The following is a 26,529-nucleotide window of genomic DNA, read 5'->3' as shown; positions in this document are numbered from 1 at the left end:
AGGAGGAAATATGAAAGTCATTGAATTATTTGCAGGCATAGGATCACCAAGAAAAGCACTTGAAAAATTAAATATACATCATAAAGTCATTGCTTTTTCAGAGATTGACAGATTCGCTATAGATTCATACCGAGCAATTCACAATGACTTTTTAACTCCTAACTTGGGAGATATTGAAAAAATAAAAGAGCTGCCTGAAACAGATCTTCTGATATATGGTTCACCATGTCAGGATATTTCGATAGCCGGCAAACACCAAGGAATACAAGAAGGAACACGTTCAGGACTTTTGTTAGAAGTATTGAGACTTTTAGAAAATTACAAAGAGAGAAAGAAACTACCAAAATATTTGTTATTAGAAAATGTAGCTAATATTTTGAGTAAAAACCACAGATGGGAATTTCAGAATTATTTAGTATTTTTAGAAAAACTAGGCTATAAAAACTTTTATAAAGTATTGAATGCTTTAAATTATGAGATACCTCAAAACCGTGAAAGGCTGTTCTGTCTGAGTATACTTGATGATAAAGTAAAATATAACTTTCCAGGACCGAAAAAATTAAATATATTACTCAAGGATCTATTAGAAAAAGAAGTAGATGAAAAGTATTTTATAAATGAAGAAAAGACTAAAGCATTTATAGAAAAATACAAAGACAAAATACTAGAAATAGAAAACTTAGAAAAAGTAAATTTAATAGGGAGTTTATCTGAAAAAAATAGCCAAGGGGAAAGAATTTATATGCCTGATGTATCTGTGACATTAAGTTCACAAGGTGGAGGACTTGGAGCAAAAACAGGATTGTATTTAGTAGGATTATTGGACGGTCACGGAGTTCAAAGAGGAAGGATATATAGTCCAAGTGGAACAATAGGAAGTTTAACTTCAACAGATTATAAAGATCCACCTAAAATTTTTACAGATTATAGAATAAGGAGACTGACACCCCACGAATGTTTCAGACTTATGGGATTTACTGATAATGATTTTGACAAAGTAAAAGCACTTGGGATGAGTGACACACAATTATACAAACAGGCAGGTAATAGCATAGTTGTAAATGTACCGGAAGCAATATTTAAAAGTTTGTTTTTGGAAGAAGAAATAGGAGAGTATAAGTTATTTTAAAATGGGAAGTTTTATGTCAATTAATAACATTGGTGTGATGATAGCTGCTGTAGTAGGTATATATTTATTAAAGGATTATACATGGACTAAATTTGCAATAGTAATATTAGCAATGGCAGCTTTTATGAATGGGAGCTGATAATATGGCAATTCAAGTAGATGAAAAAGATGAATTTTTCAGAGATCTAAAAACAATAAAAAATGACCTTTATGGACGGCAAGTGGTACGTGATCATGTAAATAGTGGTTATCCAAGAGATACAGAATTAAAAAAAATAATTGTGATGCATCCAGAAATAGTATTTGAACATAATGCACCTGACACGGAATTACTGCTTTACTTAATGCGAGCAAAGAATATAGATATTAATAAAATAACTCCTCAAGAGTTTAAAAAGAAAATTCCGGCAATTTCAACAATAAGAAACTTCAGGAGAAAAATAATAATAGATCTTCAGAAAGAAGGATATTTTTTGGAGAATGAGAAGAAACTCAGAGAGAAAGACATGTACATAAAAAATAAGTATTTATTAGAAAGAATGAGGTGAGACAATGCCAGAAAAATTAATAAAAAATATGACAAATAGAGAAATAGAAAGTGAAATATCTTATTGTTTACATAATATGAGAACACAAGAAAAAATAATAAAAACAGCAGAAAATACTTTGAATGTGCTAAAAAGACATTTAAATGAATTGAATGATGTCAGGGGGAAAAAATGACACCGTGTACTGTAATGAATGAAATGTGTCCGGTATGTGTCCATAAATGGCAATGCCAGACTTACAAAATATACAGGCAGAATAGAAAAAGAAGAGTCAGGGAGAAAATAAAAGTTAGGAGGATTCATGGATAAATTAAGAGTTTGGATAGAAAAGAAAAAATTATTAGGTGAAGTAAGAGAGGTAAATTATATTGATAAAATAGTCTGGGTAGTAGGTCAATGGGGCGGATTCCGTTCAGAAGATGCAATCTTTATGAAGCCTTTAATGAAAAAAGATATAACAGGCAAAGATATATTTGAGGGAGATATTATTCAGTTTCATGACAATGACGGAAACGCTGGGAAAATGATAGTTAGATATGGGGAACTCGAACATATGGTACTGTCTAAATATAATCAAACGCTTAAAAAAGTAAAAATGTGGGGTTTTTACTTTGAAGCATCTGATGAAGATAAAAAAGTACTTTGGAGGGCTGAAAATGATGATAGGACAGAAAATGATATTGAAAAAGAAATAAAAATTGTAGGGAATATATATGAAAATAAAAGCTAAGGTGATTATATGTCATATTTTGAAATAGATAGAGAAAATAACTGTATAAATGCTTTCTTTCCGGTAGAAAAAAAGAAATTAAGAGAAGCAAAGAAAAAAGCTCAGGAATGGGAAGAAGAATTAAATAATTATCCTATCAGGGTTATTCCGGTTTCAATGTTATCACAGGAACAAAACGCCCTGCTACACATACTCTTTAAGCAAATAGGAGATGCAATAGGGGATGAAAGGGAAAATGTAAAAATAGATCTTAAAAATGAGTTCTGCCGGCTGAAAGAAATTCCAGTTTTTACTTTTGAAAGGGCATCTAAAGATGTTCTTTCAATGGAACTGGCGAGTGAATTTATAAACTGGACAATAGAAAAGGCTCTGCATCTTGATGTTAATTTATTCCTCAAAGAAAAAGGAACAGGCATTTTAAGACATGCAAGACATTTTATAAAAGAGATTGACCAGTATGTCATAGCATGTTTAAGGGAGCGAAAATGTGCTGTTTGTAATCAAAGACATGATCCTGAAAATAGTTATATAGTTGATTTGGAACATTGGGATAATGCCAACTCTATAGGTGGTTATGAATTTGATAACGGTCTAAAGACAAGGTTTATAACATTATGCAGAAAACATCATCAGGAAAAGCACAGTTTGGGGCGAAAAGATTTTGAAGAAAGATATGTATTAAAGGGTGTATGGCTCAATGAAAAGCTTGTATTTGATTTACTTGATACATATAAAAATCATTTCAAGTTATTCCGGAAAGAGCTTAAAGAAGGCAAGTATGATTATCTAAAAAAGAAATAGGGAGGTATTTTAAATGGGCGAACATGGTGAAATGTATCTAATAATGAATATAGGGGGCGAGGAAATAAAAATGGAAATTGCTTAAAAGAGTTTCTGAAGAAAAGATCTGGGAAGAAGGTTAAAAGATGAAAAACTTTATAAATACATTTATAGTTTTTGTTCTTATAGCATTAGCTATGGCTAATTTGGAAAAAGCAAAGGACTATTCGAAAAATATAAAAAGCATAAAAGAAGTATTTATACCGGAAAATTTAGGTAGAATATTAGCACAGATTGCAATGTTTATAATCTTTATTTATGCAGCATATAAGATCTGGAATTAGAGAGGTGAAGAATGAAAGAATTTTTAAAAATGTTTCTTTTAATGTTATCATTTTGTTTGATCAGAGAGGTTAAATTTTTTGAAATTTTTGATAAGCTTTTGAGATATCAAAATCCTTTAATATTAACGTTTTGGTTTATAATATACTTTTCTGCATCAACAGCTATAATTTTATGGATAGAAGAACTATTTCAAAAAAAATAGGAGGAATAATGCAAAAAACTATTATACCTGTGAGAATAGGTGTCTATGACTATAAAATACTATTTTTATCAGAAAGAGAAATAAATGATAAATATTTAGAGCAAAGAATGAGTGGTTTTATAGACTTAGTTAGAAAAGAAATAAATATTAATAGGGATATGGATTTAAGCACACAAAAAGAAACGATAATACATGAGTTCCTTCATGGTCTGTTTCATGAATGGGGAATAAATTTAAATTTGGATATTGAAAAAGATATGGAAGAAAAAATAGTTACAACTTTGTCAAAAGGGATCTATGAAATAGAAACAACAGGAATGTTAAAAGCAATATTTGAGCTTATGGAAACAGGTGATAAATAATGGTAATAGAAGGTATAAAAATGATATTCATTGCGATACTTTTTTGTATAGGTTTGTTCTGGTGTGGGATTCTTTTTATAGGAATAATAAGTTTAATGTGCCATATATTTATAGGGATTCCAATTAAAATATTAGAGGCTTTGTTTCCGGAAAAGCCAAAAGTGCCAAGTAGTCCAAAGCCCAAGAAAATACCAGGAAGCAAATGAAAAGATCGAATTTGAATGAAACGAACTTGTGCATTTAAGAAATGAAGTTAGGGAGGACAAATGAGTGATAATGAAATATTAGAAATAATAAATGAAGATATAGGGATAAAAAGTGCGGTATTAAAAATTATAAATCTAAAAAAAGAAGGCTGGACTGGTTGGGTAGAAGTAAAAATGACAAAAGGTAAACTTATAGATACAATAAAAAAAGAAAAATTTTGATATAAGTTTAAAAAAATGATAAAATAATCATAAATACAAAGGAGGTATGCAATGAAAAAAATTCTGTATATTTTGTTAATGTTAAGTTTGATAATGTCGTGTGGAACCCAAAAAAATACTGTTACTAAAAAAGAAGCAGAGAACAAAAATGAAGTTGTCGAGGAAAAGAAAAATGAAATAAAAACTTTGAAAATAGGTGATACTATAAAAAACTCTAAGGCTGAAATAACAATAAAAAAAATAGAATTTAGTTATGATGTGTTACCAGATGATACTTCAGGTTTTTATACGCATTATCCAGCTGAAAGTGGAAATGTATATATCCATGTAGACACAGATGTAAAAAATATTCAAAAGCAGCAACTAGGGGCTGACGAAATTATGACGGTAACGGCAGATTATAATGGTGGTTATACATATTCGGCAGAGCCAATACCGGAAGATTCACAGACAGGATTTACATATGCTAATATTACTGCTATAGATCCATTAAAAACTTTAGGCGTCAGATATTTGTTGTCTGTGCCTCAAGAGGTTGAAGAAACACAAAATCCTTTGAAACTTATTTTTGAAATTGAAGGCGAGAAATACGAGTATACAATGAGGTAAATTTGACTTTTTGTATGATAAATATTATAATATAGAAAATAAATAAGGGAGTTATTGCTCATGAATTTGGGAGCTTCTAAGTGAAAATAGACGGAATATAGTCTATTACTTAGAGGCTCCTTTTTTTTAAAACACAATATGTAGTATTTTGTATTGTATTTTCCCGACAAAATATAACATGAAATACAATATCTTGTGAATATAAAAAAATAGAAAAACAGAATAGATATAAAAGGAGGACTAATGGATGAATGGATATAAAATTAATAGATCAGTTATATATAAAACTTAGTCCTGAGTACAAGACAAAAAAAGAAGTATATGAGCGGATAAAAAGAGAGTTATCCCTTGAAATGCAAACGGACAGTATAAAAAGAAAACATGAGAGATATCTCAAAAAAAAAGAAACAGGACAGGACAAAAAAACAGGACAAAAAAACCAAAGACAGGACAAAAAAAATAGGACAACAGGACAAGACAAAAAAACAAAAGTACAAGCAGAAATAATAGCAAATCCTGAAAATCTTACAGATAAAGAAATAATGGAAAAACATGGAGTATCAAACGGATCTTTTTATGAATATAAGAAACCGATAAGACCATATCTGATAGAAAGAGCTAGAAGGATACTTGAAGATACAGTAAAGTTTGCTTATCCAGAGGGTACAGAGATATTAAAAAAAGTAAAAGCAAAAAAGAAAAAAATACTAATGGATTTAGTGGATTCTATAGAGGAGAATTCGACAGACAAAGACCTTCAAATAGCAATCAATAAAGCTATAACAAATATAAGATTAATAGAAAAGGAAATACAGACAGATTTACAGGTAATATCTATTTATACTCAGGCAGAATACGAAAAGCAGTTAACAGAAGAGAATATAGAAATTGATAAGTTTGAATTAAGTAAAGAAAAAGCAAGAGATTTAAACGGAACTAATGAAGAAGTAAATGAAGAAGATGTCAAAAATATTGTTAAAAAAATTCAAGGATTAAAAGGTGTTAATGATGAAGGCTCTGAATAGATTCTTAGAACTTAATAATTTAGAAATTCTCAATAAGGAAAGATACGAAAAATTTTTGGAAATAAAAAATATAGAGAAGTATATTGAGAACTTAGAGATTAATAAGTTAAAAGTTGAAGAAATGAAAGAAATAATAACCTTGAATAAATACTTGATAACAGAATCATATTACAGTTATTTTAAGAATACTTTTCCGAATAGTAATCCTCTTATAAGAGGCAGGCATATAGAACTTATTTGTGACATTCTGACATTAGCAAGTCTGGGTGTAATAAAAACAGACAAGCGAAGATTTAAGATGATAATTAATATGCCGCCGAGGCATTTAAAAAGTACAAGTATAACAAATACATTCCCTAGTTGGTTTGTTTTAAAAACACAAAAGCCGGTTATATTAGGTGCATATGGAAAAGATTTAGCAGCTAAGGCAGGGGCAAGAAATAAAGATCTATATATAGAATATAAGAAGTATTTTGGAAATATAGATTTAAAGGTTAAGGGGAGTACGACATGGGAAACAGAAAAAGCAGCTAGAGTAATTAGTACCCCACTACAAGGTAGAATGACAGGAGAAGGATCAAGTTTATTAATAATAGATGATCCTGTAAAGAACAGACTTGAAGCAAATTCCAAAAGATATAGAGACAGATTATGGGAAACTTGGAAAGATGATGCGAGTACAAGAATTAATCCTGGGGAAGTCATGATAGCTTTAGTAGTTATGACTAGATGGCATTATGATGATCTGGCAGGAAGGCTTAAAGAAGATGAAAGTGAGAAGTTTGCTGAATTGATTCTGGCAGCAGAATGTGAGAATGAAGAAACAGACATCTTACTTAGAAAAAAAGGGGAATTATTGTGGGAAGAAGGTGGATTTGATGAAGCATTTTATGAACCATATAAATCTAATCCGAGGACATGGGCTTCATTGTTTCAGCAAAGACCGACACCGGAAGAAGGAGACTATTTCCACAGAGAAGATTTTAAGTATTTCAAAGAAGATAACCATTTCTATTACTTATATAATGACGGGAATACGAAAACAATACTTAAAAGGGATTGTGTAAGATTTTTCACGGTAGATACTGCAATGAAAGAAAAAGATGAAAACGACGAAACGGCGATCTTTCATTGGGCATTAACACCTGATAAGGAGCTGTTGCTGCTAAATATTTATCATAATAGGTTAAAGATACCGGATCAAGAAAGAATATTAAGGAATCAGATTTTAAATTTAAGTCCAGATACAACTTATATTGAAGATAAACAATCAGGAACCTACTTAATACAGAAATTTAAAGAAGAAGGGTTCTTAATTGAAGAACTTCAAGCACAAGGTGACAAAGTATTTAGAGCATCAAGTATTATAAATTTATATGGAAATAGAAGAGTATATCATAGACTCCACAAAGAAGATCCTGAAGTAGAAGCATATGAAAGGCAGCTGTTAGAATTTCCTAATGGCACTCATGATGATATGGTCGATTGTGCAAGCTATGCAGGAATCGTAATAAGAGATAAATATACTGCTTCAAATCATTTTTTATTATAGGAGGAGGTATGTTGAAATTTTTTAAAGGAATAGGGCGAGGAAAATCACAGGAGAAAATGAACATGATGGAAAGCTCGTCAGCTAATAGTACAAAAGGAACAGAAAGAGATGTATTGAATAAACAGACTCCTGTAAAAAAGGTTTTGGACGATTCAGAAATAAATACTATTATAAGCAGCAATCAATTAGCAGTCAATATTATAGATGCACCAATTGATGATATGTTGAAAAATGATTTTGATTTAAAGTTTTATGATAGTTCAGGAAATGAAAATCAAGATGTATACGACAAAGTATGGGAACAGCTTAATAAATTAGATTTCATAAGTAAACTAAAATATATGCTGAAAGCTTCCAGGAAATATGGATATAGTGCTTTAGTTTATGCAGTAACAGAAGATATAGAGAAAAATATTTCAGAACCATTAGGAGAAAGTTTTGATATTTATAATTTGGCAATATATGAAAAACCTGAAATAGCATCTATTAAATTAAATCAAGGGAAATATGAAAAAAAATCTGAAATAAAGGAATTGACGATAGCAGAGTATGATGATGATACCAAGATGCAAATTAGAACAATAGTCAATCCTACACGGGCATATCTGGCAAGAACAAATGAATATATAGGGAAAATAGGCGAAAGTATATTGACGAGATTATGGGATCAGTTAGTTATAACTGATACTGTTGAATGGTCAATAGGTCAAATAATATACAGAGCTAATTTACTTATTTATAGCACAGATAAAGCTAATGCAAAAGATATAGAAAAAAATGGTGGAATTGCAACCAAAGAACAGGAATTTAATGCAAGCAGCTTAGTGGTTAAAGGAACAGATGATAAGTTGGAAGTATTGAATACAAGTTTAGGATTTGATCCAGAAAAATTTATAAATACAGCCGGAACAATTCTCAGTATACATACAAATATCCCAAAGCAAAGACTTATTGGAAATACCGCAGGAGCTATTTCAGGAGCCGAAGAAGATGGTAAGAAGTATGCTGAATTTTTACAAAGACTATTTAATGATGAGGCAAAGCCAGTCATAAATGATATTGTAGGTAAAATTTTAAAATCACTTAGAAAAGATAATTTATATTTTGAGGTATTATTGCCAAGTCTTATAGAAATAGATGATAAAGAAAAGGCTGAGACAGAAAGTGCAAGAACTAAAAGTTATCAAGATAAACTAGGACTTATTAACGGAGCAATTGACTTGATGGCTAGAGTAGGCTTAAAACCAAAATCAGACAAAGTTAAGAAACTAATTTCTACTTTAGAGTTTAATAAAGACATAACTGGTCAAGATTTAGCAGAACTTTATATTGATGCTGATGAATTTTCAAAAATGGATCTTGATCTTGAGAAACAAAAAGCAGAAATACGTAAGATAAATACAGATTCATTAACAATTTTCCTAAATGCTTACACAACAGCTCAAGAATCAAATTCTTTAGATGAATTTACAGATATTGTTAAAAAGCTTGGAGATGAAAATAATAATTTTACATTTGATGATGTTATCTCAATGTTAGGTGGTAGATAAGATGGAGATAGGAATAAAAAGAGAAAGAGAGCTGGAATTACAGAAGATTTATGACAAAGAATTGAACAAACTATTAAGTTATTTAGGAAAGAAAGATATCAATAGTGAAGATGAACTTTACAAAGCTTTGGATGAATATGAATATAATTCTAAATACGAAGATGAAGTAGGATTGATACTTTTAGAAATAATGGAAGATATAGATAATGAGTATATCAAAAGAACTAAAAAATCTAAATTGAAAAAAATAAAGCAATTACTTACTAAATCAAAGAAAAAAAATCTTAAAAAATTACTGTTATGGTCAACGACAATATTATTAACTTTATCTGCGACAAGTAATAGATTCAAAGATATTGCTCAATCATTAAAGACGAAAAATGAAGTAAAAGAAATAATAAAAGTAACAAAACAGAGAATGAAAAGTGGAAATCTTTACCATTCTACACTTGAAAGCGGTAATTATCATACTTCATATAATGTACAGGTTTTGGAGGAACTTCAAATAGATGGATTTATATGGTGGACGATGCATGATAGTAGAGTGAGGTTAGATCACAAATATAGACATGGATTAAGGTTTGATTTATATGGTAATTGTTTGAGCGATCCTAGTATCTCACAAAAATTACCACAGGAAGACCCAGGATGTCGCTGTAAATTTAAAATACCTGATGATGTAATTAGAAAGGCGGTGAATATGATTTGATAAGATTTAATTTAGGGGAAATGACACATTTCGAAGTAACTGAGGAAGGGTTTTTAAGAATAAAAGGGTACATGTTAGAAGCGGATAAGTATATGGATTATTATTTAGAATCTAATCAGCGTATAAAAGAAAAAATAAATTATCAAAATTTATTTAATTATAATACAGTGAAAAGTTTTGAATATAAAACAGTTACATTGGAACATCCGGAAGAAAATGGTCTTTTAACAATGATAACTAACGAAAATGTAAGTAAGCATAAGAAAGGCACGATTATAAGTGTTTTTGAAGAAGATAACAAGCTTGGGGCAATTTTACAAGTTGAGAGTAAAGATGCAATAGACTTTATCAATCAAAAAAGAGCAAGTGGCGAGGATATACAATTAAGTGCTGGATATTATGCAAATATAGTGCAGATAAACAAAGATGAATATATTCAGACTAATATTGTGGGAAATCATGTGGCTCTTTTAAGTGGAAACGGTCGAGCAGGAACAGATATAAAATTAATTTATAACTATAAAGAAGATGGAGGTAATACAATGAAATTTAAATGGAACGGAAAAGAAGTAGATGAAAATACAATTTATCAGGAAGCAGTGAGGTTGAATCAAGAAAATGAAAAAAATATAAAAGATTTGAAGGATAAGACCAAAGAATTCAATGAATTAAAGGAAGATTATGATGCATTGTTGTCAGAAAGAAATGATGAGGAAATAAAATTAAAAGCACAAGAAGTGTTGAATTCGGAAGAATATGAAAAAGCAAAGGATGATACAAAAGAACTTATGAAAGCGGTAATAATGAATGTAAATCCTACTTTCAATGAATCAGAAGATATTGATGAAGATCAACTAATCGGAGTATTTAATTTTTGTTATGAATCATCTGAAAATTCAAAACCTGACAAAAAAACAAAATTAAATAATGACGGAAAATCAGAAGATACTACAGAAAGAAAAAAATTCAATAGTGGATATTTCAAAAAATTCAGAAGCAAAAGTAAGGAGGAAAAATAATGGCAGTTGTAGTAAATCAAGCAGGAAAAGAAGCGTACAGTACACAAGGAACTGATTATAGAACTTTTTATACTGATGTAGACTTAATAATCGGAACTCCTGTTCAATATGTGTCAGGAAAGGAAGATCATGTAGAACCATATGTAACAGGTGGAGTATTTGCAGGAATAGTAATGCATACAGATCATAATTATGTTGATTCAAATAATAATAAACTTATACAGGGCGGTTCAAGTGTAAAGGTATTAAGAAGTGGGAATTTATATGTAATTGCTGGTGCTAATGTAACCGAAGGAGCAAGAGCAGCATTAGATGCAACAGGTAAATTCGTTGTAGAAGGTGCATCAGGAGCAACGGCAATCAATGCTTTTTATGACGAAACGGCAGCAACAGACGGAGAAACAATAATAATATTACAAAATACGGTATATGGAGGGTAGATAAATGTTAAATAGATATAATTTTGATCCTAATAAGGTTGATGAAAAATTCAAGGTAACTTTAGACAAAGTTTTGGATGAAAAAGTAGATGAATTTGAAGCAAGAAAACTTATTCCTTTTAGTTCTGCCTCAGACGGCATGGATATAGCTACAGATGTGATTATATACAGAGAATGGGCAGGCAAATTTAAAGCGATCGTATCAGATGAGCTGATAAATGATATTCCTTTCGTAAATACAGGTGAGGAAAAAAAATATGCAAGAACATTTGTTATAACTTCAGGATATAAATTTACAGTACAAGATATCCAACTTATTGCTTCCGGTAAAAAAGATCCTGAAAGAGAAATTAGAACAGCGGTTAACTCTGTGGCTGATAGAGAGAATGATCTTCTATTATATGGTGATGATGTTTTAGGTGGAAGAATAGGTTTATTCACAGTTGAAGGTAAAAGATTGTATGCATCAACTCTTAATTTAGCGACAGCAACTGGAATTGAAATAGTAAATGAATTGGTTAGAGTGAGTAAGGAATTTACTACAGGAATAAAAGGTAAATATGAACCTTTAATATTTGCTGTTCATCAAGATATATATTACAAATTTTTAGAAGTATATAATTCAGATGCAAATAGTGATCTTGATTCTTTGACGGTAATAGAAAGAAAGAATTTATTTGGAAGTATTCAAATGGTTAAAAACTTAATTTCGCCTACTACAGGAGAAGCAGGGGCAATAGTTCTTGATGCTAAGCAAGAAAACTATGAATTTAAAGAAATTATAGCTCCAAGAACATTTGAATATGAAATAAAAAGAGAAATTGAAGGTGGAGTAGAGCTTAAAGATAGTGAAGTAATGGCATATAGACCAGAATCAATTATGGAAGTTACATTTGCTGGATATCCGGCTTAATGAAAGGAGAGAATATGAAAGAGATTGCAATTATAAATAGAACTAAGAGTGTAATAAAAATACCTTTAGAAAAGAAAATTGTCAGCATAGTTCCAGGAGCGAAAGTGTTAGAACTTGAAGATAATGAAATAAAAGAGCTTAAAACACATTATTTTTTTAAGAAAGAAATTCTTAAAATATCAAATACAACAGATAGAGAAAAGCTGCAGGAAGAGGTAGATAAAATAAACTTTGAACAAGGGAATGTTTAATTATGGGAGTAAGTATTGAAGATATAAGACGAGGAATCATTGAACTAGAAACAAAAGAAGTTGATGGTTCCTACACATATCAGATGAGTGATGACGATATTCAACATTATATAAATCAATCTGAAGTTATGTTATCTGATGTAGAAGGCATAGAGTCAATAAAAGATATTTTAGAAGAATATCTTTCTAAACATTTGGTTTTAATAAACATAGACAGATATAAGGTAAATCAATTTAATTTACCTGAGAATTCAACGAATTTTATAAAGACTTCTGATGGATTAGGATTTGATCAAACTGTTTTCGGACAACAATTTAAAGTATTGATAAGACCTTATACTGAAAAATTTGAAAATACGGATGATTTAGCAAAATTACCACAAAATTTCTTAAATATTTATTCGTAATGGGAGGTGTAAAGTGAAATATAAAATAAGCAGTAAAAAAGAAGAACTTATTATAATACCTCAGACAGGGAGGAAAATAGAAATAAAAAAAGGAAATAACAGTATAGAGTTATCAGACTTGGAACTTGAAAGAACAAAAAAAGTAATTAAAGATCGCCAATTAGAAATAGAGATAGCTGAAAATTCTAAAAAAGAAGAAGGCGAACAAAATGGAAGTCAAAGTCAAGATGGTTAAAAAACCAATTTATTATGAAATGATAAAACCTGTTACTATTTCTGTTGGAATGTTTTCAGAAAACAATTATAAAATTGGAAAAGGGTTTGATGCTATTGGATTAATGGAAACATTGACTAAAGGAACTAATAGAGCTGGTCGAAATCATAGTGTAACAATACCTGGCAGACCCATCTTGCAAAGTACATTATCTGATAATCAGGAACAGATAAATAAAGAGCTTACAAGTGGGTTTGCAAGGGTGAGCAAAGGTTCATTGAAAACAGAAGATATAGGACATAAAGCCGGGAAGAAGCTTTTGAAAATGGTTAGGCTTGAAATCTATAAAGGGTATTTTAATCCTGGAAATGCAGAGTCAACTACACGTAAAAAAGGATTTGATATGCCGTTTTATGAAACAGGAACATTAGCAAAAAGTCTAGGATATAAGGTAAATAATAAATTTTATGGGAGCAAATGATGATTAATGAAGCTGCATTAAAATTAAATAGAAAAGAATACAAAATAAAAAGGGCTATAACAGATTATGTGGATGGAAAACAGGTTATAAGTTATGAAAATTACATAATTATGGCACATACAAAAGATATTGTTTATTCAGAGACAAATCCTAATATAGGGCATAAAGAAGTCTCAGGGCTTAAATTTGAAGTCATATCACCGATTATTGCAAGAAAAGAAGTAGATAATACAATAGATAGTGATTTTGTTATTTCAGAAAATGACTTGATTGTATACCAAGAAAAAGATTTTTTAATAACTCAAGTTTGGGATAATGATTCTTACATAGCTTTTAAAGCAGCTCTATATAATCCGGATATTGAAAATAGAACAGGATTATTAGAAGAATTGTATTCATTTTTCTATAAAATTATAAAAGCAAAAATAGATCCCAAAATAAATATTTTGAGATCAACAGAATTAAGTGACAATAAAAAATATCCTAAGCTTGTTTTTCATATATACAAACAAGAAATAGATAGCCAGAATATTGTGAAAGGTAAGCAGTCAATAATAAGACATTTAATAACTTATACACTTACTATTGAAGTTTTTAGAAATCATAATGACTATTCAAGTATAGACGAACTATTATTTTTGCTAAATAAACCACGAATGTTTCATGATTTTATATATAATGAGTCATTAACTAATTTTCGGAAAATAAATTTAAGAACAAGAGTAAGGAATATAGAAGAGGAAGGAACATATTTAAGTGAAATTCCATATACACATGATGTATATAATGTAGATTTTTTAATAGAAGTTTACAGACCATATGAAACAGAAAACATATTGTTTGTAGATAATGAAATGGAAGTAAAAGGAGGAAATTAATGTCTAGAAATAGAATGGTAGAAATAACAGATGTTTCTACTAATGTAGCGTTAACAAACAGAGATTTTGGAGCCACTTTGTTGTTAGTGACTAATAAAGCAATAGATTCTGATTCTTTGCCTTATACAATCACAAGTTTACAAGAATTGATTGATTTAGGGTTTACAGACACAGATTTAGCATATCGGTATGTGATTGACTTTTTTGGTTCAAATCCTAAGCCATCAAGTTTACAAATTTATGGCGAAGTTGTAAGTACGACTAATACAGTAGAATATGTATTGTCATCATTAGAGCAAAGAGCAAAAGATTCATTTTATTTTGTTGCTTTAGATGACACTAAGTTAGATAATCTTAAAAGCTTAGATAATTTCATGAAAGCAAGTAAATATACTCATTATGCAGTTGTGTCACCTAGTAAAGATGCTGCGGTGGCAGATATAATCGCTTTACAAGAAGAACTAACAAGTAAAAGATTATTGGTGTTAGCTTATGATAAAGATTATAGAGCAGATGCAAATTTAGTAGGTACTAAATCAAGCGTTTTACCTTATTCTACGCCAATGGCAGAAGCAGTTATGACAATACCTGAAAGCTCATATTCATTAACTGAGATTAATCAAATGGCAGGAGATGATGTTGAAAGAGCAACAGGAATAAATGTTGTGACAAATGAAGAAGGAATAGTAACAACGACATACGGTAAATCTGTTGATGGTATAACATGGGCTGACAATGTAATTGGAGCTGACATGATAGATGAAGCGTTAAGAAAAGGATGGACGCAGGCACTTATAGAAAGAAATGCGACTGGGAAATTTGATGTAAGATATGGTTCAGCTGAACTAAATGAAATTGGACGTCAAATTATACAAGGATTTGTAACATATGATTGGCTAGATAATATAAATGGTAATCCATTTTCAGACGGTTTAGGTGATTTAGTTGTAGTAGTTTATTCAAATAGAAAGATTGAATACAAAACAACTTTAACATTTAGCGGATGTATAATAGCTATATCAAATGTATTGGATATAAATGAAAAAACAAGTGTAAGTTAGGAGGAAAAATGGCTAATAGTGGAGCAGGAGTAATATATAGTGATGAATGTTATTTAGTTTTTTCTAATTCTTTAGGCAAAACAGTAGTAGTTGATGAGTGGGTAGAAGAAATGACATTTGAGGCAGCACAAGATAAAGCAGTAGTATCTTTTTCAAGTACGAATAGACCATTGTATGCAGCTAAAAAAACAGTTGCAGCAAATTGTGAATTTAATCTACCTATAGATCATCCAAACGTGACTGAATTAGATGAATTTTTTAAAGGAACAAGAGGCGTATTCTCAGTGGTCGCGTATTTGAGAACAGGAGATAATGATATAAAGTTTAGATTTTCTAATTGTAAAGATACAAGCATAATACTTCCAGGATCTATCGGGAGTGAGGATTTTACAACAACACCTGTTAAATGGACAGGTATGGTAGATGGATATACAGCAGCATAAAATAAATAGGAGGAAATATGACTGATATAGAAAAAGCTACTAAAGACAATGAAATAATTGAAAGTAGCGAAATTAATGAAGACAATGAAAACAGCAAAGTAGATGAAATTTTAAAAAAATATGGTGAACTAGCAGTTGGTTCTAGTGATATAGATATGAGAGAAGAACCTGGAGCAAAATTTGGAATTAAAGTTGGCTTTAGAGAAAAGGAAGGTATTAAAAATATTGTTGTATGGTTTACAATACCTTCGGATATCAAACAACTTGAATATGCCGAGCTAAAAAGAGAAGGATTTGCTATGGATATTGAAATGGGTAATTCTAAAACAAATGTAGAAAATACAAAGGTAATCTTTACTTCATATTTAGCAAAAGAACTTAATTTTATAAAGAAAAACATTATCACATCTAATATAAATATAGAAAAAATACAAAAAAAATCTATAAGAAAAATAATAGATTTTGCAAGATATATATGCGGTGTTGATGAGGAAGATCCCAGCGAAGCTTAAAAATAAAAGAAAAAATATAAATAAATCTCTAGTTTCTTTAATGCCTATATCTTCAGGATTAATAGATTATCAAAAGATATATAAGGAAACGATTGAAAATGATTTTTTAAATTCTATGATTTATAGTATAGCACTTGAATTTAAAATAAACCCTTTGGAAATAGAGAAAACTTGGAGAATATCAAAAATAATAGAAGCTTATTCTTTCTTAAAAGTTACAGAACAAAAAAAGAGAAAAGAACAAGCTATAAATCCAAAATCAAAAAGTAAATTTAGAAAGAGGTGATATAGTGGCAGAAGCAATTGCAGGCGGTTATGTAGATATTAAGGCTAAATTAGATCAAAAAAGCTTAGATCAGGTATTAAAAAAAATATCACGAGCTTTAAAAGCTATAAAAATGCTTAAAAGTGGAGTGGCTAATTTAAATGCAAATGGTCCAGGTAGATTATTGACAGCTTTAAAAAGTGCCTCTAATATCACTTCTTCTATGAAAAAGAATATTGACAGGGTAACAAAAAGTTTTTCAAATGCAGCCAAAGAAGCCGGGAAAGTTGCTGCTAATTCTCAGAAAATAAAACCGCCAAAAAAAGTAGATACAGGAGAAATGTTACAACAAGGAGCTACTGCTATAGGTGGAATTTCCGCAGCTAGAAGCTCAGGGAATATTATAAAAGATATAGCAACAACGGGCGGAAATATGTCACAGATCCAGTCCGTATATAAAAATGCTTTACAAAGTGAAAAAGCTGGAGAACAAATGTTCCAACAAATTCAAAGATTTGCAGAAGAGACACCCTATGAACTTGATGAATTGTCTGGTTCATTTCTTAAATTAGTAAATAGAGGAATTATACCAACTAAAGATCAAATGACAAATCTTGGAGATTTGGCATCTTCACAAGCTAAACCAATAGATATGTGGATAGAAGCCATATTAGATGCTCAGATGATGGAATTTGAAAGACTAAAAGAATTCGGTATAAAAGCTCGTAAAGCAGGAAATCAAGTTACACTAGATTTTAAGGGGCAGACAAAGACAATAAAAGCGACAGCTGACGAAATGTATAAAGCTCTTTTAGAGTTTGGAGCAATGGATGGTGTTGCTGGTTCAATGGCAGTCCAAATGAATGAAACAAACGGTATAGTTTCTAATATGTCAGATTCATTAACAGCACTAAAATTTAACTTATATGAAGCAAATAAAGAACTTATTAACGGTTTTTTGAAAGGATTGAATTCTACTATTGAAAAAATAGGAGAGTTTTTAAAGAAAAATCCTGCATTATCTAAAGTTATATTTGGGTTAATAGTAGGTTTTACCATATTAACGGCTACATTGGGAGTATTAGCATTAGGATTTTTAGCAGTTTCAGCTGCTGCTTCTACTTTAATTGCAAATCCTGTATTATTAGCCATAGCAGCCGTAATATTAGCTATAGCAGCAGCCGTAATGATTTTAATCTGGGCTTGGCAGGATTTGAAAAAAGGTTTTGAAGGTGGAGATTCAACATTGCTTCCTTGGTTAGACGCATTCACTCAATTTATCAATAAAGGAAAAGATTTTAAAACTACTTTAGTTGAAATAAAAAATTGGTGGATTGCTATGTGGGATGCAATAAAATTAAAAATTCAGGAAGTATGGCAACAAATAAAACCATTTATAGATCAGGCAGTTAATTTATTGTTAGGTGCACTTTACATTACATTTTCTTATTATATGTATATTATAAAAATGATATATGAGCTTATAACAGGTGATATTGAAAGTTTAAAGCAAACTTGGCAAGATTTTCTTAATTTTGTAACTCTTGTTTGGGAATTGATTTGGCTTGCTGTTCAAATAGTATTTGGAATGATCCTTGAAGCTGCACTTGAATTCTTTAACACTCTGGTGGAGGATTGGTGGTTCTTATTAGGACAGGCAAGTATAGTGCTTAATTTGATAGCTTATTTATTCACAGGGAATGCAGAATATTTAAAAGCTATTTGGAATATGTTTGTTGTATGGTTTCAAGAAGGAACTAACATAATGATTCAAGCAGCAGTTATTGCAGCTAATAAAATTGCTGTTGTATTTGTCAATGCGATAAATAGCATAATTGATGCTGTAATTAATTTGGTTAATAGCTTCGGAGCTTTAGGTGGAATGGTAGGAGATTTTTTAGGAAAATTGAAAATTGATGCCGGAGGATTTGAAGCAAATATAAATAGTGCTAAAGGAAGCATAAAGAAATCTACCGTTAAAATGGCAGATGCAACAAAAGTAAATGTACAAAATATTCAAGGTCAAAATTCAAATTTAAAAAATGATTTTAGAAATACTGCGAAAGATATAAAAAAATCAGGAGTTAATTTTGCAGGAGCATTAGGTCAAAGAAATAAAAATGCTGAAAAATCCGGAAAAGAACTTGAAGATATAATGAAAGATCAAATGGGAAAAGCAACAGATGCTGCCAATGATGGCAAAAAAGGTGGTAAAGGCGGAAAAGAAAAAAAAGGATCGGGTGATGACAAAAGGTTCTTAGAGGAAATCATTAAAAGTGTAAATGATGTACTTAAAGCTATCGGATTTGATCCTTCTCAAGAAATAAAAAGAGCCTCATTATTTCAGGCACAAAGAAAAGCAATAGAAACAGCTGTAATAAGAGAAGTACAACACAAATCAAATTTGGCACTTATTAAAGAAGCTTTTGGTGGCTGGACAGATCCAAAAGTATGGAAAGAAGGATATAGTAGCATAAAAGATAAAGCTATGAATATGGTACAGGGTGGAGGAAATAAAGGAATTACAACAGGTGGGATGATATCCCCGTCAGAAGGATATGGTGCAACAAATATTGACGAGTCTACAAATATAGACACAGTAACTATACAAATAGGAGATTTAAATAGAAATGTTGACGGAGTTAATGAGAATACAACATTAGGAAGTCTGTTTAAATTAGCACAGGTGAGAGGAGGGCTTCAATAATGGCATTACAAGATTTATTGACAGAAGTTCAAAATCTTACTTATACATGTGAAGGAGTATGGAATGGTGTTTTATTTTGGGTAATGCCTACAACATTTGAATATCCATTTGAATTTTCTGAAAAAAAACTTTCCACAAAATCAACTTTTACAGATCATATAACAAAGGGTATTGAAAGATACCCAATGGTTATTCGTTTTGATGGAATAGGCTACTATCAAAGATATACTATGTTTAAACAAATGGCGAATGAAAAACAAATAGGGGTATTATTTGTAAGGAAGTATACTCAAGCTTACCCTTATGTTGGGATTGCTAGTTTAAAAGAAATTATAAGTGAATTTGATTTTCATATAGATGTAGAAGTAGAATTTAGGCAGTTAAAAACAGGAGATGTAATAATATCAGGAGCAAATGCTGAAAATACAACTGAAAACGGTAGTATATTCACTCAAGCCAAAACATTTTTAAAAGATTTAACGGGGTGGTTTGATTGATGTTGTTTATAAATAATTATATAGATCTTATAAAAAATAAAGATGTCACAGTATATGAAATTCCATTCGACTACAAAAATATTGATGCAAAAACAAGCAGTATAGAATTGAATATTTTGGATAAAATAAGATTTAAATTCAAGCTTTTGGCTATAAAACCGAAATTTGATTTATTTACAAATGAAATTCCAATAATATTAAATATATATGATGTGGATAAAACTTTGATATCAACTACAAATGTTGTTACATTTTATAACTTTTTTGAAAATATAAAGTATAGATTTACAGATTTAGAGAATATACATATGCTTGCGATCCCGAATAATAATAAAAATATTTCCAAGGAAGTTTCACTTGAAAATCTCAAAAACGGGATAATAAAACTATATTTAATGGAGATAAAAAATGAGTCTTAATGTAGATGTAAAAAAATTTAATTATGATAAACCATTTGGGAAATTAATGGAAGTAGAATTTATAAAGGATGATAGATCACTTATATACGATCTAAAAAACTTTGATTTATCTTTTAATATTGAAAAAGATAGAACAGGATATAGCAATACTTTAGAAATAACACTTTTTAATATTGGAGCTAAAGAGATAGGGACTGAAGATACTGGAGAACAAAACCAAGTAGATATAGATATTTTGAGTAGAAAGCCTGTTGTTTTTTTAAGTGCTGGATATGAAAATACACAATTTGATATATTGTTCAAAGGGTATGTTGAAGATATAAAACCATTTTTTGAAGGGAATGATATTGGGTATAAAATCATATGTGGGCAAGCTAATGATAAATGGTACAAAACAATAGTAAATGTAAAATATGCCGAGGGAATTCATTATAGTGAAGTTATAAAAAATATAGCAAACTTGATAGGATTAGGAATAGGAAAGATAGAATTAACAGTTGATTTGCCTTATCCACGGGGATATTCAGAACAAGGAAATTTAAAGAAATTGTTAGAGGATATTGCGAAAAACTCACAAAGTATTTTTTATATTGAAGAAGATCTATTATATTTTACACCTGCTTTATCTTCTCTTAATGATCTTATTGATATAGATTTCTCTGAAATAATAGATAAGATTGAGGAAACTGACTTAGGGTATAAATTTAAAACTTTTATGAATGGAAATATTAAACCTAATGTTAAGATAAATATTCAAAATTTAGGTGAAATGATAGTTGATAAAGTGACTTATATTGGTGAATTTGAAACGGGAGAGTTCCATATAGAAGTAGAAGTTGTTGATGTAACATTATTATCAAGGAAAATAGGTGAAGAGCTGACTGAAGTAAGAAATGATGCGCAGGAGCAACTGAATAAAAAAATAGAGAAAGATAAAAAAAAGGAGGAAAGCAAAAAGTGAGTACAAGAGATGATGTAATTATCTTAAATGAAATATCTGAAAAAACAAAACAAGGGGCGAAAGATGAGATACATACAACATTACTTGCAAAAATAACAAGAGTAAATAATGTAAAAATGACCTGTAGTATCACTTTCTTACAACCGGCATTACAACAAGGAGAACAAGTTTTTCCTCCTGATACAGATAATGTACCAATAAAACCTATTTTTTCAGCTGGTAAATTTATGTGTAATGTTCCTTATGCAATAGGAGATGTAGTGAAAGTTGATTTTTCTGAAAGAAGTATTGATGAAATATTATTTTTAAAGCATAAAGAACCAACAGCGACGCAAGATTACAGGCAGTTTTCTTTCAATGATGGAATTGTTGTAGGTGGTTTTGCAGATGAAAATAAATATCCGGAAGATTTTTATATTTTACATACTTCTGGAACATATATAAGGATAACTGAAGAAGGTAAAATTTTAACAAGCGGAGAATGGACTCATGAAGGAAATTTAACTATTAAAGGAAGTAGTACAGCAGAGGATCATATTTCAGATGGCATAAGCGGTAAAAATCATTTACATGGTGGAATTACAATAGGAAGTAGCAAAACGCAGAAACCGGAATAGGGGTGAGTATGTATAAATTTATAAATGGCGAAATAGTTATAATTAATAATGATATAGTAAAGTTAAGGAAAATAGATAGCATAAGACAACGAATACATGCGAGAATCCGAAAAAATAAAGGGACTTATACATTAAAGCCAGAGGAAGGTATTTCTTGGTTGCCTGGAACTCTAGGGGAAAAAGAAATTTATATTAATACGCAATCTGAGATATATTCTACTCTTTATGAAGATAAGAATGTAATAAATAATTCTGTAATTGTTATAGAAAACGAATTAGATAAAAATAGAAAAAAAACATTTGAAATTGCGTGTGACTTTTCAGCAGATAATGAAAAAGAAAGGTTCAATGCGGTGACAGAATGACAATAGAAGAATTTAAAAATAAATATGGAGTAACAGCTGATGGTTTAGTAGTTCCATATTTTGAAGATTATAAAGTTTTATACACTTTAGCGGCTCAAAAATATATAGATCCTGATTTTGAAATTGATAGTTCTGAAGAAATAGGAGAAATGTTTGAAGTATGGTCATATGTAGGTGAAGAAATAAGTAGATTGTTGCTCTTAATCTATGGTTCTATGTTTCCACAAACAGCTTCCGGAACTGTTTTAGATAATTATGCTTTAGAAGCTGGAATTGAAAGAAGTCAGGGAAGTTATGCAAGCGGTGAATTAGAAATAGACGGCACAGCCTTTTATATAGTAAAAAAAGGATTTCAAGTTGCTAAAAGTGGGAATTATATTTATTCAACTATAGAAGATGTACAGTTGGATTTGACAGGGTATGGAGTAGTTAAAATTCAATCAATTGGTTTTGGAACAGATTATAATGCTTCAATTGGAGATGTCAATATAGTTATATCAAATAATGAATATGTAAATGCTGTAATGAATGTTACTCCCATTGAAGGAGGTAAAGGTATTGAGAGTGATGCGGAATTAAGAGAAAGAATATTCGGTGGTAACGGAACTGGAGATCCTAGTCTTCCAGGTATAAAAAATGCATTGAAAAATAATTCTAAATTAAGAAAAGTAGAAGTTTATCAAAATGCGACAGAAGAATATGATTCTGTATATGAATTAGAGCCGACACAAATAAAAATAATAGCAAGTGGAGTTATTGATCAAGAAATTGCTGAGATAATTTTTCAAACAATAAGTGCAGGTATTGAAACAGTAGGAAATGTAGCTTTTAATGTGACTTCAGAAGATGGACAAATTTCACAAATAAAAATTCAAGAAGCAGATGAAATTTTGTTATATATAAGAATTAGCAACATAGTCTTCAAGCAGAAGTTAACAGATGATGAATTGAAATTATTGATTTATGAATCAGTTAATCAAGAATTAGATAATGATGATTTTGGTTATAAATTGAATTATGAAAAAATAAGATCGCGTATACAAATAATAAGCTTTATTGATGAGGTTGATGTAGAAATATCAACAGACGGAAATGTTTATGTACAAAATGACATTATTTTGGATGTTGATGAATTTGCAAGTCTCGACATTAACAATATTATAATAGAGGAGACAACATGAAAAAGAATCTTGAAGCAAAAGATTTATTGAATTTGCATTCTAATATAATTGATAAAAATGCAAAAAATAATATAGCTTTATACAATATTTTTTTAGAAGGTCAAAATTTAATTTTAAATATAACAAATGATTTATTTAATATGCTTGAAATTGATAATTGGAGAGGAATACATATAGAATTATTAGAACAAATCACTGGATTAGAAAAGCCATCAAATTTATCAGAAATTCAGTATATTGCACTTGTAAAAGCTTATGTGAATAAAAACTATATAAAAACAACTCATGACAATTTAGTAGATTTTTTATCTGTATTCTTTAACATATCAAAGCAATATATACATATTTATACACCTCTAACTCCTGACTTAGATATAAAAGAAGGAAGAATGAGGGTTTTTATTGATTATGCAATAGATGTTTCGTTATTGAGAGAATATTTATTAATTATAAAAGCTGCTGGAATTGTAATTGATGAGGTAGAATATGTGGCTTATCTGAAAACTAAAAGTTATGGTTTAGCAATTTATAATGATGAATTTTGGTATAGAAATGCAGTAAAAATAACTTTGAATGATAATGGAGTAGTAATAAAAAGGAAGTTTATGAAAAGTCCTTTTTATGGTGTTAATCAATATAATGCTTTAGTTTTACATAATGAAAATCAAGAAATAAAATAGAATAGGAGGTAGTATGTCAATAATATATACAGAATTAGAAGATAGAATTGTAGAATTTCCTAATGATTTTAAACAAGTGCAGGCTCCCGGAAGGGCTGAGGGTATTGTAAGAATGACGGAAGAACCTGGAGCAGTTACACAAACTGGTGATGGTATTTTAGCAGAACATGTAAATAATGCACATAAATTGGGAGTTTATTTGGATTTAACTGCTAGTTTTGAAGATTCTGGCGGTGCCAATACATATAAAATAAGTATTGATAATTTCACAAATAAATCAATATTTAATGAGATGAAAATTGGTATATTGGTGCCAGAGACAAATAATAAATCGTTCATAAAATTATCAATAAATGATGAAATCTATAATGCAAAGAAAATTCTAAATGATTTAACTTATTCTGATTTTGAAATTAATGATATCCAAAAAGGAAAAATTTTGTATTTTATATATAATGGCACATCATTTACGATTGACAGCTCATTATTGCCAGCAACAAATAAAACATCAGGCATAACACAATATGGAACAGAAGAAATGATGGCATTAGAAGGTCATAGATTAGCTCAAATTCTTGGAGTAGAGTATGGCGGAGAAATACAGATAGAGACAACAAAAGAAGAAGGAAAAGCATATTATGATCAGACTACAATGTATTTATATTTATGTACAGAGACAAATACATTAAACTATGCTGATTTATCAAAGTATAAAGCTTTTTCAAACTTTAATTTATTAAATGAAATAGATGATTTAAAAACGACTGTAATTGAGAGCATGAGTTTACCGGGAGTGACTGAACTTTATCTTGAGAAAAAAGGAGATATTGCAATTTTAAGCATAGATTCCGGAACCGCTTTTGACGGAAGAACAACAGGACAGGTGTTGTTTGTTCTTCCAGTAGGATGGAGACCAAAGCATAACATACATCTTGCTTTAGTACCCGGTGTTGGTGAGACACAAACAGTTCCGGTCATAATCAAACCAAACGGACAAGCTATTTTTATAGGTAGTGGGACATTAAGCCAGCCGAAATATGGATCAATAACATATTTTTTATGATATAGAAGGAGGAAAAATGAAAAACGTATATATCTACAACAAAGCTTTAGAATTGATCGCAACACCTTACATTACAAATGAGGAAGAATTTATTGAAAATCCAAAAAGATTTTATCCTGATTATTTAGAAGAACATTATTATTCATTTACTAAATTGATAAATCCAGTTATTGAAAACGGAGAGATAAGAGAAATGACAAGAGCTGAAAGAGTGGGAGCTGGACAAGAAGAACTGCAAGAAGGCGAGTATTTCGAAGGGAACGAAGTCAAAATTAAAGAAAAACCATCAGAGTTTCACGATTGGAATTCTCAAAAAAATGAATGGATACATGATAAAGAAAAAGAGATATCAGTATTAAATAATGAACTTGAAGGGATAGATAAAGAGAGATTTTTAAGAGAGCAAACTTTGAAAGAAGCTGAAGCACAGAATAGAAAATTTGTTATTGGTGGGCTAAAGAAAGAAATAGCAGAATTAACATCTGATTATGATGAAAAATATGCCAGATATGAAGAATTAACAGGAGAGGAGGAAAAATGAAAAAAATATGTTTGATAATAGGACATGGTGGAAAGGACACAGGAGCAGTAAATCCAAATAACGGATATACAGAGCTAAAGTATAATAGTGAACTAGTACCTAAAATTGTACAGAAATTGCAAGGACAGTATGAAATTTTATTAGAGAATAGAGGGAATAACAGTATAGAAGATATAGCTAAAATAAACAGTTTTAATCCTGAAATCATAATATCTTTTCATTGCAATGATTCAGAAGATGATAAAGGAACAGGCACAGAAGCTATTTATTATCCTGGAAGTACAAAAGGAAAAGAATTAGCTACTATAGTTTCTAAAAATGTTTCAGAAGCTTTAGGACTAAAAAACAGAGGGGCTAAAACTCCATGGCAAAATAGAGGAATGGGATTATTGCAGAGGACGAAAGCCCCATGCATTATCTCGGAAGGCTTTTTTATAGACAATGATAGTGATCTGAAAGCTGGGCTTGATAAGATGGATAACTATGTGGCTGCAATTGTTAAGAGCGTACATGAATATTTAGGTGATAGTTCTGAAGGAACAGAGCCGGAACAACCAGAAAAACCAGATACAAAAATATATCTGGTACAGGGGAATAAAACTATTGGAGAAATAGACGGAACAATAAAATTATATTAGGAGGAAT

The 26,529-nt window shown here is 30.1% G+C and carries 38 protein-coding genes; all 38 read left to right on the top strand.

Features of this window, described 5'->3' with window-relative positions; translation table 11 throughout:
- Window positions 1-10: 10 nt before the first annotated feature.
- The 38 genes from dcm to STERM_RS13875 all read left to right on the top strand — a co-directional run bounded on the left by dcm (window position 11) and on the right by STERM_RS13875 (window position 26,522).
- Window positions 11-1,129 (top strand): DNA (cytosine-5-)-methyltransferase, encoded by a 1,119-nt coding sequence (gene dcm / locus STERM_RS21360; RefSeq protein WP_012862292.1) that lies wholly within the window; start codon window positions 11-13, stop codon window positions 1,127-1,129.
- A 1-nt stretch (window position 1,130) separates the two neighbouring features.
- Window positions 1,131-1,268, top strand: coding sequence for a hypothetical protein (locus STERM_RS22245; RefSeq protein ID WP_169305412.1), 138 nt, complete (start codon window positions 1,131-1,133; stop codon window positions 1,266-1,268).
- A 4-nt stretch (window positions 1,269-1,272) separates the two neighbouring features.
- Window positions 1,273-1,677, top strand: a complete 405-nt coding sequence (locus STERM_RS14045) for a hypothetical protein (protein ID WP_012862290.1) — start codon at window positions 1,273-1,275, stop codon at window positions 1,675-1,677.
- Between the two features lie 4 nt (window positions 1,678-1,681).
- On the top strand, window positions 1,682-1,852 hold the full coding sequence (locus STERM_RS22240; protein WP_012862289.1) for a hypothetical protein: 171 nt from the start codon (window positions 1,682-1,684) through the stop codon (window positions 1,850-1,852).
- Window positions 1,853-1,978: 126 nt separating this feature from the next.
- On the top strand, window positions 1,979-2,407 hold the full coding sequence (locus tag STERM_RS14040) for a YopX family protein (protein WP_012862288.1): 429 nt from the start codon (window positions 1,979-1,981) through the stop codon (window positions 2,405-2,407).
- Between the two features lie 9 nt (window positions 2,408-2,416).
- Complete coding sequence (locus STERM_RS14035; protein WP_012862287.1) at window positions 2,417-3,208, top strand: putative HNHc nuclease; 792 nt, start codon at window positions 2,417-2,419, stop codon at window positions 3,206-3,208.
- A 125-nt stretch (window positions 3,209-3,333) separates the two neighbouring features.
- Window positions 3,334-3,531: a hypothetical protein gene (locus tag STERM_RS14030; protein ID WP_012862286.1), complete on the top strand. Its 198-nt coding sequence runs from the start codon at window positions 3,334-3,336 to the stop codon at window positions 3,529-3,531.
- A gap of 211 nt (window positions 3,532-3,742) precedes the next feature.
- The gene (locus STERM_RS14020; protein WP_012862284.1) at window positions 3,743-4,096 is read left to right on the top strand and encodes an ImmA/IrrE family metallo-endopeptidase; all 354 of its coding nucleotides are present in this window, start codon (window positions 3,743-3,745) and stop codon (window positions 4,094-4,096) included.
- Complete coding sequence (locus STERM_RS14015) at window positions 4,096-4,302, top strand: hypothetical protein (RefSeq protein ID WP_012862283.1); 207 nt, start codon at window positions 4,096-4,098, stop codon at window positions 4,300-4,302. Before STERM_RS14020 ends, STERM_RS14015 begins: the two co-directional genes overlap by 1 nt.
- Before the next feature lie 60 nt (window positions 4,303-4,362).
- Complete coding sequence (locus STERM_RS22235; RefSeq protein ID WP_012862282.1) at window positions 4,363-4,524, top strand: hypothetical protein; 162 nt, start codon at window positions 4,363-4,365, stop codon at window positions 4,522-4,524.
- Window positions 4,525-4,575: 51 nt separating this feature from the next.
- Window positions 4,576-5,133, top strand: coding sequence for a hypothetical protein (locus tag STERM_RS14010; protein WP_012862281.1), 558 nt, complete (start codon window positions 4,576-4,578; stop codon window positions 5,131-5,133).
- Window positions 5,134-5,384: 251 nt separating this feature from the next.
- Entirely contained in the window at window positions 5,385-6,158 is a 774-nt protein-coding gene (locus STERM_RS14005; RefSeq protein ID WP_012862280.1) for a hypothetical protein, read from the top strand.
- A gap of 139 nt (window positions 6,159-6,297) precedes the next feature.
- Entirely contained in the window at window positions 6,298-7,710 is a 1,413-nt protein-coding gene (terL, locus tag STERM_RS14000; RefSeq protein WP_169305411.1) for a phage terminase large subunit, read from the top strand.
- Between the two features lie 8 nt (window positions 7,711-7,718).
- Complete coding sequence (locus STERM_RS13995; protein WP_012862278.1) at window positions 7,719-9,260, top strand: anti-CBASS protein Acb1 family protein; 1,542 nt, start codon at window positions 7,719-7,721, stop codon at window positions 9,258-9,260.
- A gap of 1 nt (window position 9,261) precedes the next feature.
- Window positions 9,262-9,969: a phage minor head protein gene (locus STERM_RS13990; protein ID WP_012862277.1), complete on the top strand. Its 708-nt coding sequence runs from the start codon at window positions 9,262-9,264 to the stop codon at window positions 9,967-9,969.
- Window positions 9,966-10,988 (top strand): DUF2213 domain-containing protein, encoded by a 1,023-nt coding sequence (locus tag STERM_RS13985; RefSeq protein ID WP_012862276.1) that lies wholly within the window; start codon window positions 9,966-9,968, stop codon window positions 10,986-10,988. The genes STERM_RS13990 and STERM_RS13985 overlap by 4 nt, the downstream gene beginning before the upstream one ends.
- Window positions 10,988-11,428: a structural cement protein Gp24 gene (locus STERM_RS13980; protein WP_012862275.1), complete on the top strand. Its 441-nt coding sequence runs from the start codon at window positions 10,988-10,990 to the stop codon at window positions 11,426-11,428. Before STERM_RS13985 ends, STERM_RS13980 begins: the two co-directional genes overlap by 1 nt.
- Before the next feature lie 4 nt (window positions 11,429-11,432).
- Window positions 11,433-12,341 (top strand): major capsid family protein, encoded by a 909-nt coding sequence (locus tag STERM_RS13975; RefSeq protein ID WP_012862274.1) that lies wholly within the window; start codon window positions 11,433-11,435, stop codon window positions 12,339-12,341.
- A gap of 14 nt (window positions 12,342-12,355) precedes the next feature.
- The gene (locus STERM_RS13970; protein ID WP_012862273.1) at window positions 12,356-12,592 is read left to right on the top strand and encodes a hypothetical protein; all 237 of its coding nucleotides are present in this window, start codon (window positions 12,356-12,358) and stop codon (window positions 12,590-12,592) included.
- Between the two features lie 2 nt (window positions 12,593-12,594).
- The gene (locus STERM_RS13965) at window positions 12,595-12,999 is read left to right on the top strand and encodes a hypothetical protein (protein WP_012862272.1); all 405 of its coding nucleotides are present in this window, start codon (window positions 12,595-12,597) and stop codon (window positions 12,997-12,999) included.
- A gap of 13 nt (window positions 13,000-13,012) precedes the next feature.
- Window positions 13,013-13,234, top strand: a complete 222-nt coding sequence (locus STERM_RS13960) for a hypothetical protein (RefSeq protein WP_012862271.1) — start codon at window positions 13,013-13,015, stop codon at window positions 13,232-13,234.
- On the top strand, window positions 13,209-13,694 hold the full coding sequence (locus tag STERM_RS13955) for a hypothetical protein (protein ID WP_012862270.1): 486 nt from the start codon (window positions 13,209-13,211) through the stop codon (window positions 13,692-13,694). The genes STERM_RS13960 and STERM_RS13955 overlap by 26 nt, the downstream gene beginning before the upstream one ends.
- On the top strand, window positions 13,694-14,572 hold the full coding sequence (locus STERM_RS13950; RefSeq protein ID WP_012862269.1) for a hypothetical protein: 879 nt from the start codon (window positions 13,694-13,696) through the stop codon (window positions 14,570-14,572). Before STERM_RS13955 ends, STERM_RS13950 begins: the two co-directional genes overlap by 1 nt.
- Window positions 14,572-15,633: a hypothetical protein gene (locus STERM_RS13945; protein WP_012862268.1), complete on the top strand. Its 1,062-nt coding sequence runs from the start codon at window positions 14,572-14,574 to the stop codon at window positions 15,631-15,633. The genes STERM_RS13950 and STERM_RS13945 overlap by 1 nt, the downstream gene beginning before the upstream one ends.
- A gap of 8 nt (window positions 15,634-15,641) precedes the next feature.
- Window positions 15,642-16,076, top strand: a complete 435-nt coding sequence (locus STERM_RS13940; protein ID WP_012862267.1) for a hypothetical protein — start codon at window positions 15,642-15,644, stop codon at window positions 16,074-16,076.
- 17 nt (window positions 16,077-16,093) lie between these two features.
- Window positions 16,094-16,588, top strand: a complete 495-nt coding sequence (locus STERM_RS13935) for a hypothetical protein (protein WP_012862266.1) — start codon at window positions 16,094-16,096, stop codon at window positions 16,586-16,588.
- Entirely contained in the window at window positions 16,563-16,874 is a 312-nt protein-coding gene (locus tag STERM_RS13930) for a hypothetical protein (RefSeq protein WP_041310019.1), read from the top strand. The genes STERM_RS13935 and STERM_RS13930 overlap by 26 nt, the downstream gene beginning before the upstream one ends.
- Before the next feature lie 4 nt (window positions 16,875-16,878).
- On the top strand, window positions 16,879-19,560 hold the full coding sequence (locus STERM_RS13925; RefSeq protein ID WP_012862264.1) for a hypothetical protein: 2,682 nt from the start codon (window positions 16,879-16,881) through the stop codon (window positions 19,558-19,560).
- Window positions 19,560-20,057, top strand: coding sequence for a hypothetical protein (locus STERM_RS13920; protein ID WP_012862263.1), 498 nt, complete (start codon window positions 19,560-19,562; stop codon window positions 20,055-20,057). The genes STERM_RS13925 and STERM_RS13920 overlap by 1 nt, the downstream gene beginning before the upstream one ends.
- Window positions 20,057-20,476 carry a hypothetical protein gene (locus tag STERM_RS13915; protein WP_012862262.1) on the top strand — a complete coding sequence of 140 codons (420 nt, stop codon included), beginning with the start codon at window positions 20,057-20,059 and terminating at the stop codon, window positions 20,474-20,476. Before STERM_RS13920 ends, STERM_RS13915 begins: the two co-directional genes overlap by 1 nt.
- Window positions 20,466-21,437, top strand: coding sequence for a baseplate hub protein (locus STERM_RS13910; protein ID WP_012862261.1), 972 nt, complete (start codon window positions 20,466-20,468; stop codon window positions 21,435-21,437). The genes STERM_RS13915 and STERM_RS13910 overlap by 11 nt, the downstream gene beginning before the upstream one ends.
- Window positions 21,434-22,054, top strand: a complete 621-nt coding sequence (locus STERM_RS13905; protein ID WP_012862260.1) for a Gp138 family membrane-puncturing spike protein — start codon at window positions 21,434-21,436, stop codon at window positions 22,052-22,054. The genes STERM_RS13910 and STERM_RS13905 overlap by 4 nt, the downstream gene beginning before the upstream one ends.
- Window positions 22,055-22,062: 8 nt before the next feature.
- Window positions 22,063-22,419: a hypothetical protein gene (locus STERM_RS13900; protein ID WP_012862259.1), complete on the top strand. Its 357-nt coding sequence runs from the start codon at window positions 22,063-22,065 to the stop codon at window positions 22,417-22,419.
- Window positions 22,416-23,600 carry a baseplate J/gp47 family protein gene (locus STERM_RS13895; RefSeq protein ID WP_012862258.1) on the top strand — a complete coding sequence of 395 codons (1,185 nt, stop codon included), beginning with the start codon at window positions 22,416-22,418 and terminating at the stop codon, window positions 23,598-23,600. The genes STERM_RS13900 and STERM_RS13895 overlap by 4 nt, the downstream gene beginning before the upstream one ends.
- Window positions 23,597-24,280 (top strand): hypothetical protein, encoded by a 684-nt coding sequence (locus tag STERM_RS13890; protein ID WP_012862257.1) that lies wholly within the window; start codon window positions 23,597-23,599, stop codon window positions 24,278-24,280. The genes STERM_RS13895 and STERM_RS13890 overlap by 4 nt, the downstream gene beginning before the upstream one ends.
- Window positions 24,281-24,293: 13 nt before the next feature.
- Window positions 24,294-25,343, top strand: coding sequence for a hypothetical protein (locus STERM_RS21355; RefSeq protein ID WP_012862256.1), 1,050 nt, complete (start codon window positions 24,294-24,296; stop codon window positions 25,341-25,343).
- A 16-nt stretch (window positions 25,344-25,359) separates the two neighbouring features.
- Window positions 25,360-25,884 carry a hypothetical protein gene (locus STERM_RS21350; protein WP_012862255.1) on the top strand — a complete coding sequence of 175 codons (525 nt, stop codon included), beginning with the start codon at window positions 25,360-25,362 and terminating at the stop codon, window positions 25,882-25,884.
- Window positions 25,881-26,522, top strand: a complete 642-nt coding sequence (locus tag STERM_RS13875; protein WP_012862254.1) for an N-acetylmuramoyl-L-alanine amidase — start codon at window positions 25,881-25,883, stop codon at window positions 26,520-26,522. Before STERM_RS21350 ends, STERM_RS13875 begins: the two co-directional genes overlap by 4 nt.
- The last annotated feature ends 7 nt before the right edge of the window (window positions 26,523-26,529 follow it).

The organism is Sebaldella termitidis ATCC 33386 (assembly GCF_000024405.1).
Lineage (GTDB): Bacteria > Fusobacteriota > Fusobacteriia > Fusobacteriales > Leptotrichiaceae > Sebaldella > Sebaldella termitidis.
This window is presented reverse-complemented; position numbering and strand designations above follow the sequence as displayed.